The sequence below is a fragment of the Vibrio sp. 1F253 genome (assembly GCF_041439295.1).
Lineage (GTDB): Bacteria > Pseudomonadota > Gammaproteobacteria > Enterobacterales > Vibrionaceae > Vibrio > Vibrio tasmaniensis_A.
Genome location: NZ_JBGONU010000006.1, coordinates 160758 through 168355, shown reverse-complemented (window position 1 = coordinate 168355; position 7598 = coordinate 160758). Strand labels below are relative to the sequence as shown.

Annotated in this window: 5 protein-coding genes; all 5 read left to right on the top strand. The window is 43.4% G+C overall.

All coding sequences use genetic code 11. The features are described from left to right. Positions 1-902 precede the first annotated feature (902 nt). The 5 genes from ACED28_RS05390 (at position 903) to ACED28_RS05370 (ending at position 7553) form a co-directional block, all read left to right on the top strand. The gene (locus ACED28_RS05390; RefSeq protein WP_009848076.1) at positions 903-2630 is read left to right on the top strand and encodes an ABC transporter ATP-binding protein; all 1728 of its coding nucleotides are present in this window, start codon (positions 903-905) and stop codon (positions 2628-2630) included. A 94-nt stretch (positions 2631-2724) separates the two neighbouring features. Beyond that, positions 2725-4278 (top strand): ABC transporter substrate-binding protein, encoded by a 1554-nt coding sequence (locus ACED28_RS05385; RefSeq protein ID WP_009848075.1) that lies wholly within the window; start codon positions 2725-2727, stop codon positions 4276-4278. Positions 4279-4459: 181 nt separating this feature from the next. Next, positions 4460-5437 carry an ABC transporter permease gene (locus tag ACED28_RS05380; protein WP_009848074.1) on the top strand — a complete coding sequence of 326 codons (978 nt, stop codon included), beginning with the start codon at positions 4460-4462 and terminating at the stop codon, positions 5435-5437. A gap of 2 nt (positions 5438-5439) precedes the next feature. After that, a complete protein-coding gene (locus ACED28_RS05375) occupies positions 5440-6378 on the top strand; it encodes an ABC transporter permease (RefSeq protein ID WP_004735541.1) in 939 nt (312 codons plus the stop codon). A 188-nt stretch (positions 6379-6566) separates the two neighbouring features. Continuing rightward, positions 6567-7553 carry an SPOR domain-containing protein gene (locus tag ACED28_RS05370; protein ID WP_371709456.1) on the top strand — a complete coding sequence of 329 codons (987 nt, stop codon included), beginning with the start codon at positions 6567-6569 and terminating at the stop codon, positions 7551-7553. Positions 7554-7598: the final 45 nt, after the last annotated feature.

Here is a 7598-nt window from a genome sequence, read left to right as displayed (position 1 = left end):
CGCATCTGGTTTGGGACCAGAGGGTCGGGGGTTCGAATCCCTCTTCACCGACCACCTTAAGAAGCCTCGTCAGGAATGACGGGGCTTTTTTACATCTCTCGTTTCAGTAATCCTCAATTTTGAATGCTGGGACTTCAACCGCTTCGACATCTTGCCTGATGTCACCTCCGTAAATCTCCCCCCTCCATATAACAAGGCAGGCTCTTACCCTTTATCTTCATTATGGTGCTTATACGGAGCGATTTGCTTTATCAAATGTGCAGATCGATATCTAATTTTATATAAAACTAACCATCAATCATTCGACAAGTTAATAGGTTTGGTCTAAGGATTTTTATGAAAAGTGAAATTTGACGTTAAATATGTTCTCTAAGGCCTGTATTTGACAGATTTCTTCGAATCTTGTTGTTTAAAAAATCCTTTGATTTATTGAGTCTTTCGTTTTTCTTGTTTGTATTTATCAAAATAATTCATATGGTTGAATGTGTGGTTAGGTTGGTTTTGTCTGGTTGTTTTGTTTGCTTAAATTGGTAAAGTTAGCGTTTGTTTCTATAGTGTTAATTGTTTTTTGGAATAATTATTTGATCTTGTTGATTGATGGGGATATGTGCTTTGAATGATATGTTTAACTCTACAAGTACGCAGTAGTAAGGGGTTTGTGAGTATTTATTATTGGAAATATAATGCTGGTTTTCATTACTATATGCTATTCGAGTGAATACTTATGTGGTGTTTTTACTTGCTAAGCGTTTAATGTCGACTTTTTATCCTATTTTTGTTGCTTTTCTGTGAATTATTTGCCAAATTGTCAACCGTATAAAATATCAGAACAATATTCTGGTAAGAATGGATTCAATTTTGCAGACAGGGCAGAAAGCTGCCAAAGCAGTAGAGGTCTGGTAATGTCACTTTTAGAAGTAAAAAATCTTCGTATCGAATACCCATCTCGTCATGGAGTTCACGCCGCAGTGAAATCACTTTCGTTCAACATTGAACGTGGTGAGATTGTTGGCGTTGTAGGCGAGTCTGGTGCAGGCAAATCAACAGTAGGTAATGCTGTGATCGATTTGCTGAGCCCTCCTGGTCGCATTGCTAGCGGCGAGGTATTTCTGGACGGTGAAAAAGTTTCAGGCTTATCTCCTGAACAGATGCGTTCTGTTCGCGGCTCAAAGATTGGTTTTATCTTCCAAGATCCAATGACTTCTCTTAACCCTCTATTCACAGTAGAACAGCAGTTAAAAGAGACGATTCATGCCAACATGAAGGTTTCGGATCAAGAAGCCTACCAGCGCTCATTAGATTTGATGAACCAAGTTGGTATTCCGCAACCAGAAAACCGTTTAAAGCAGTACCCACACCAATTCTCTGGCGGTATGCGTCAGCGTGTTGTTATCGCGATCGCACTGGCAGGAGAACCTGACCTAATCATCGCTGATGAACCAACAACCGCACTGGATGTTTCTATTCAAGATCAGATCTTGGGTTTGATTCGTGACCTATGTATTAAGAAGAATGTAGGTTGTATGTTGGTAACACACGATATGGGTGTGGTATCTAATGTTACCGATCGCGTAGCCGTTATGTATCGTGGTGATTTGGTTGAGTTTGGTCCGACGGCGAAAGTCCTTGGTACTCCTGAACACCCTTACACGCACAGTCTTATCTCCGCGGTTCCGCGTTCAGATCGTAAACTTGATCGTTTCCCTCTTGTGAGCTACATCGAAGAAGCACATGAGATGGAACCACTTGATGTGAAAAACCATTGGTTGGGTCAAAGCCAAGATCACCGTGATTACACTGGTCCACTGTTGAATGTTGAAAATGTAAACTTACGCTTTACTACCAAGGATTCTTTCTTTGAGAGTCGTCGAGAGTACGTTCAGGCGTCAAATAACGTGAGCTTTGAAGTACATGAAGGTGAAACTTTTGGTCTTGTTGGTGAATCTGGTTCGGGTAAATCAACGATTGCTCGTGTGATTGCTGGTTTGTACGCACCTAACTCAGGCAAGGTAACGTTTGAAGGCGTTGATCTTACGGGACTTAAATCTGAAAAAGAACGTCGCCCAATGCGTCGTCAAATGCAGATGGTTTTCCAAAACCCTTATACATCAATGAACCCTCGAATGAAGATATTCGACATCATTGCTGAGCCGATCCGATTCCATAAACTTACGCGTAACGAGAATGAAACTCGTCAGATCGTTAACGACCTGCTAGAGCACGTTGGTTTAGGCAAGATGGCTGGGGTTAAATACCCACACGAATTCTCAGGTGGCCAACGTCAGCGTATTTCTATCGCTCGCGCCTTGGCAACTCGTCCACGTCTTTTGATTTGTGATGAACCTACCTCGGCGCTGGATGTGTCGGTTCAGGCTCAGATCCTTAACCTATTAAAAGATTTACAAGACGAGCTCAACCTAACCATGCTGTTCATCAGTCACGATTTACCGGTTATTCGCCAAATGTGTGATCGTGTTGGTGTGATGCAAATGGGAGAACTATTGGAAGTAGCGCCAACTGAGCAGCTATTCCAATCGCCTCAGCATGAATACAGCAAACACCTAATTTCTTTAATGCCTGAATTTACAGGTTTAAGAGAAGAAAAAGCAGTGGCACAAGCCGCGGTATAAAAATCAGCAGGCTGGAGTTTAGCTTGCTAAAAACAATAAACAGACGCAAATACAACAACTAGGGATCTGGATTCCCGCATGAAGGAGTTATGCAATGAAAACCATGAAAAGCAAATTAGCAGTAGCTTTAATGGCAGCTGGCCTAAGCTTTAGTGCAGCAGCAGCAGATATTACCGTTGGCTACGCAGCTGACCCGGTATCACTTGACCCGCACGAGCAGCTGTCTGGTGGCACACTGCAAATGTCTCACATGGTGTTTGACCCTCTAGTACGTTTCACTCAAGAGATGGATTTTGAAGGCCGCCTAGCATCTAGCTGGGAGCGTGTTGATGAAACGACTTTCCGCTTTAACTTACGTAAAGGCGTGAAATTCCACTCTGGTAACGAACTGACTGCTGATGATGTTGTGTGGACTTTTGAACGTCTACAAGCTTCTCCAGACTTTAAGTCTATCTTCACGCCATACGAAAAAATGGTAAAAGTGGATGACTACACAGTTGAGCTAGTATCAAAAGCGGCTTACCCACTAGTACTACAAACAGCAACCTACATCTTCCCAATGGACAGCAAGTTCTACTCTGGTCAAACAGCGGAAGGTAATGACAAATCTGAGCTAGTTAAGCACGGTAACTCGTTTGCTTCGACTAACGTTTCTGGTACTGGTCCATTTATCGTAACGCAGCGTGAGCAAGGCGTTAAAGTAACGTTCGAGCGTTTCAACGATTACTGGGACACAGAAACTGAAGGTAACGTAGACAAGCTAACACTTGTGCCAATCAAAGAAGATGCAACGCGTGTAGCAGCACTTCTTTCTGGCGACGTTGATATGATTCACCCTGTTGCGCCAAACGATCACAAGCGTGTTAAAAAAGCTAAGAACATCGATCTAGTAACGCTACCTGGTACTCGTATCATTACGTTCCAAATGAACCAAAACAGCAACGAAGCACTGAAAGATGTGCGCGTTCGTCAAGCAATCGTTCATGCGATTAACAATGAAGGTATTGTTAAGAAAATCATGAAAGGTTTCGCGACAGCTGCTGGTCAGCAGAGCCCAACAGGCTACGCGGGTCACAACGAAGATCTAGTTCCTCGTTACGATCTGAAAAAAGCGAAAGAGCTGATGAAAGAAGCGGGCTACGAAGATGGCTTTACACTAACTATGGCAGCGCCTAACAACCGTTACGTGAACGATGCGAAAGTAGCGCAAGCGTCTGCGGCAATGCTGTCTAAGATTGGTATCAAAGTTGATCTTAAGACAATGCCTAAAGCACAGTACTGGCCAGAATTTGATCTATGTTCAGCAGACATGATGATGATCGGCTGGCACTCAGATACTGAAGATTCAGCTAACTTCAACGAGTTCCTAACAATGACTCGTAACGAAGAGACTGGCCGTGGTCAATACAACTGTTCTGGCTACTCAAACCCAGAAATGGATGCGATTGTAGAAGCTTCTAATACTGAAACTGACCCAGTTAAGCGTTCTAAGATGCTGAAAGGCGTTGAAGCAACACTTTACAACGATGCAGTCTTCGTTCCTCTACACTGGCAGAGTGAAGCGTGGGGCGCGAAATCTAACGTAGGTGCAGCAGACGTAGTAAACCCAATGGTTATGCCTTACTTCGGCGACCTAGTTGTAAAATAATCTAGCTTGCTAGAATCGAGAGCCTGAAGCTTTCAGGCTCTCAATATTATTAAGATATAGATTTAAGTTTCGGTATTTGGTCTTCCTTCAGTCTGGCTAAATACCTTTTTTAAGACTGAATTTTTTTGTTGTCTAGTCGCGGATTTCGATTAGATAGTCATGGATAGATAAGGGGCAAGGAATGGTTACGTTTCTGGTCAAGCGCCTGTTTCAGGCACTGATAGTGATGTTTGTGATCAGTTTGGTGGCGTTTGCCATTCAGGATAACCTGGGCGACCCGTTACGTGAGTTAGTCGGTCAATCTGTTTCAGAGGCGGAGCGTCAAGCGCTACGCGATGAACTCGGCTTAAATGATCCCTTCGTTACAAAATACTCTCGCTTTGTAGGCGCAGCTCTACAGGGTGATCTTGGTACTTCATACTTCTTTAAGCGACCTGCAGTTGATGTGATTCTAGATAAACTAGTGGCAACTCTGGAGCTGGTATTTGGTGCTTCTTTAATTATTGTTTGTATGTCGATCCCACTCGGCGTTTACTCTGCTATTCACCCAAAAAGCTTTTTTACCAAATTGATTATGGCAGGCAGTAGTGTCGGCATCTCGGTTCCTGTTTTCTTAACTGCAATCATGCTGATGTATGTGTTCTCTATTGAGCTCGGTTGGCTGCCGTCATTTGGACGTGGTGATACGGCCAACTGGTTTGGTTGGGAGTCTGGCTTCTTAACGCTAGATGGCCTTGCACACTTAGTTCTGCCGAGTATTGCTCTGGCATCTATCATGCTGCCGCTGTTTATTCGTCTAGTTCGTTCTGAAATGCTAGAAGTTCTAAGTTCTGAATACATTAAGTTTGGTAAAGCGAAAGGCCTAGCGCTAAACAAAATCTATTACCAACATGCATTGAAAAACACCATGCTACCGGTACTTACCGTTGGTGGTGTTCAGATTGGTACGATGGTGGCATACACCATTCTTACTGAGACGGTTTTCCAGTGGCCAGGTACAGGTTTCTTATTCTTAGAAGCGATTAACCGAGTGGATACTCCGCTGATTACCGCATACGTTATTTTTGTTGGTCTTATTTTCGTCGTGACTAACACAATTGTTGATTTGCTTTACGGTGTTATCAACCCAACCGTTAACATCACAGGGAAAGGAGCATAATCATGGAACAGACATCGACAGTGCCGTCTCGCTGGGAACGTTTTAAGCAATCTGACATTGTGTATTACTTCTTACGCGACAAAGTGGCAATGGTGAGCTTCGCCATTTTCTCAATCTTCTTGGTGATGGCTCTAGCTGCACCTATCCTAGCGCCAACAGACCCGTACGACGTGACATCGATTGATATCATGGACTCAGAACTTCCACCATCATGGATGGAAGACGGCGAAGAACGCTTCTTGCTAGGAACGGATGAGCAAGGCCGTGATATTTTATCGACTATGCTTTACGGTTCTCGTTTATCACTGACCATTGGTTTCTTAGCGGTAGGTCTACAACTGACGCTTGGTATTATCATTGGCTTGTCTGCAGGTTACTTCGGTGGCCGTATTGATAGCTTCTTGATGCGCTTCGCTGATGTTCAGCTTTCGTTCTCAACCATGATGGTTGCGATCATTGTCTCGGCCATCTTTAAGGCAAGTTTCGGTAGTGATTTCTATGCACAATACGCTGTGGTGATGCTGGTGGTGATCATTGGTATCGCAGAATGGCCGCAGTATGCACGTACTATTCGTGCATCAGTATTAGCAGAGAAGAAGAAAGAGTACGTAGAAGCGGCACGTGTGATGGGCTTTAGAGCACCTCGTATCATGTTCCGTCATATTCTGCCTAACTGTTTATCACCGATTTTGGTTATCTCTACAGTACAGGTGGCAAATGCCATCATGTCAGAAGCGGCACTTTCTTTCCTAGGTTTAGGCCTTCCAGTCGACCAACCCTCACTGGGTGCTCTGATTAGTACTGGTTTTAACTACATCTTCTCAGGAGCATGGTGGATCACTGCATTCCCAGGTGTGCTTTTGGTGACATTGGTTCTAGTTATCAACCTACTAGGCGACTGGTTACGTGACGTGTTTAACCCGAAAATCTATAAAGGGTGATAGTTCAGTTTGATTTTTAGTAAAAAAAATCACTAAACTAAGAGTCGTAAGCAATTACGGCTCTTTTTTTGCTTAATGAATTTGGAACTTAGTACCATTGATAGAGTCAATAGTACTTAAAATGGAATTCATGTTTTATCGACATTTGTTCGGTAATAATTAACCCCTAGAGGGTTTAAGTGGTGGTTATGAAGTTGACAATGAATGTTGTATGTCGTGCTGTGGTTAGAAATTATCGTATGGGGCTTATTGCTACATCCCTGTTGGTATCAAGCCAAGTTAATGCCGAATCGGTTCTATGCGATGCGACTCAGGCAAGCACCAATCAGTTACCACAGCTAGAACAATCATGTCCGATTGGTAAAGGTGTTTGGGGCAGTAAAGCGCCTAAACATCATTCAGATAATGAGCTGTTTTGGGTTCAATGTGGTTTGTTGAATAAGCCTTTGTCACTGAGCAAAGCAAAGCCATTGTATGAGAAGATTTCAACTAACGTATGGATGAAGCCCGAAGGTGGAGACTATCGCTGCCTAATTGGTCCTTATTCTACTTTCTCTGATGCGAGAAAAGACTTAGCTCAGGTACGTAAGGTTTCTGGCTATGGCGAAGCCTTTATTCGTATGGTTGATAAATCGAAGACCTCTTCTTCACAACCGGTCGTGACCAAAGCAATGAAGTCAAAAACGGCAGAGCCAAAAACGGTTAAGCATCAAGCCCCAGTTAAGGCTAAAGTAGCAGCGAAACCAGCGCCGAAGCCGATAGCAGCTGCTCAAAAAACTGCAGTCGCGAGTGCTGCTGCCATTCAAGCTTTCCCTAGTCATGGTGCAAATTCAGACAATGATCTGAACATTGAAATACGCATGACAGCGAGTGTTGCGGGTAGTAAATATGCGATTCCTTATCTTTTAGGTGATGAACAACAGTTTTATATGGAGCAAGGTAAACCTTGGAGCCGACTCGATTACGACAGTGCCGAATTAGTATGTGATAAGATTAATATGACGCTGTTGACTGAAAAGCAGTGGCAAAGTCTCTTAGGGTCGAAGGTCATGGAAAATCAGAACTGGCCAATGCATCTACCTTATTGGGGAGCAGATAAAAAAGGCCTGTTTACTAACGGTAACGTAAACCAGCTTAAAGGCTCCTCACTACTTAATGTGATGTGTGTGAAATAACGAAGACGTGCGTAATACCAAATAAGCCTCAGCCATTGCTGGGGC